Source organism: Hyalangium versicolor, assembly GCF_020103695.1.
GTDB lineage: Bacteria > Myxococcota > Myxococcia > Myxococcales > Myxococcaceae > Hyalangium > Hyalangium versicolor.
The window spans coordinates 1-1,773 of sequence record NZ_JAHXBF010000074.1 but is presented as its reverse complement, the minus strand read 5'-3'; the positions used below and the strand labels follow the sequence as shown (position 1 = coordinate 1,773).

At 66.4% G+C, this 1,773-nt stretch carries 1 protein-coding gene; it reads right to left on the bottom strand.

Annotated features, from left to right (window positions below; genetic code table 11):
- Positions 1 to 85 precede the first annotated feature (85 nt).
- Positions 86 to 1,645: an IS1182 family transposase gene (locus KY501_RS52750; RefSeq protein WP_224373237.1), complete on the bottom strand. Its 1,560-nt coding sequence runs from the start codon at positions 1,643 to 1,645 to the stop codon at positions 86 to 88.
- Between the last annotated feature and the right edge of the window lie 128 nt (positions 1,646 to 1,773).

Genomic DNA, 1,773 nt, shown 5'->3' with positions numbered 1-1,773 from the left:
TGAGCCTGTCGAGATAGTGAGTGGGGGCCAGGAAGAGACGGTGGCACGCGAATCCCCGGCGCTGGGGCGCGTGGGGTTGGAACCGCTAGAAGAAAGCGATAGCGAGCAGGCCGAGCCAGAGCACCGCCCCCGCCGGGGAGCGGCAGCGCAGCCAAAGGACAACGACAGCGGGCCCCGCCCGCTTGAGGTTGAAGGCCAAGCAGTGCAGGGAGAATTCGAGCCGGGCTCCGCGCAGGCCTCTGCGGTGGAAGCGTTTGAGGCCCTGGCGCTCCTTGAGTTCGGCGAACACCGGCTCCACCAGAGGGGAGCGCCGTGCGTAGCGTTTGCGTGCCTGAGGGTGCTCCAGCACCTGGGCCATGGCCTCCTTGAGCTCTTCGCCCTCGTAGCGGCCGATTTTGCGAGGCGCGCTTTGCGAGGAAGTGCATTGAGCCCGTAGCGGGCAGCCCTTGCAGGCTGGGGTGCCGTAGTGGCGCACGCGCAGCTTGGTATCGGCTTCCACCTTCCACTGCCCCGGCTCCATCTTCTGGCCTGCCGGGCACCAGTAACAATCGGCTTGGGCGTCGTAGCGGAAGGCCGCCTTGGCAAACAGCTTGCGGCGGGTGACGGGCACCCCCTCGGTGTTTCGGGGCGAGTGCTTCGGTGGGCAGAGCACATCCAGCTGCAGCTCCACCGCCAGTTGCAACACCTGGAGTTGGAAGTAACCGGTGTCCAGCGCCAGCGACTGCAGCACCACGCCCACCTGCTGACTGTGCTGCAACAAGCCTGGGAGCACCCCCACCTCGCTGGTGGCGTCCACCGCTTGCCCCACTATCAACCCCCCGGAGTGCACCAGCACCGACGGCTTGTAGGACAGCCGGTACAACCCGTCCTTACCCGGCTGGTTGACGGCCTGGGGCTCCTGGCGCGACACCTGGGGCGCACTCTGGCGACGCTCGGCACGCTCCTGCGCCCGCTCGGTGGCAATCTCCACCGCCTTCTCCAACTGCTGGGCCTTTTTCTCCAACGGCGCTTGCTCGCTGCGGGGCACCTGCTGCTGCTCCCCGGCTTGGGCCGCCTGGCGCGCCTCTCGTGCTTCGGCCTCCAACACCTCTTTCTTGGCCAGGCTGCGCAGGCCTGCCACCGCCTGTATCACCGTGCCATCGGCCGCTGCTTCCCCTTCCTTCAACCCCAGCTGCTGGGCCAGCTGCCGCGTAGCGCTCACGAAGAACTCGTCGCTGAGCACCTTCTCGTGCCTCACCAGGAACTTGCCCAACGTGCTGTGGTCCGGCTGCAGCCCTCCACACAGCCACCAAGCCCCCACGTCCCGAATGGCCAGCTGCTCCAACTCCCGCAGCGACCACTGCTTCAGGTGGATTCCATAGAGGATGAGCCCCAGCATCAACCGCGGGTGGAGCGGCGGCCGGCCTCCCGGCTTGTACGCTCGCTCCAGCGCCCTCATGTCCAACTGCTCCAGCCACTGCTTGAGCGCTCTCACCGCCTTCAGCCCACTGTGCTCCAGGTACTGCTCCAGCGGCACGTTGCCGATGAACAGACGCTGCTGGCCCTCCTGGAACCTCACCCCGACTGGACTGCCGGGCTCTGGCTCCGACTGCGACACACGGGCTTCGGCCTCGAACTCAAAGGCCCTCTGCTGGGTGTCCGGCACCGCTCTGACTCTCTTCGGGCTCTCGGCCTGCTCTTTCACCCTGCCTACCAACCACGCCCTACCTGAGAAGTCGATCCCTTTGCTGCCTACCTCCTACGTTACCCTACAGCCCTATTTCGACAGGCTCA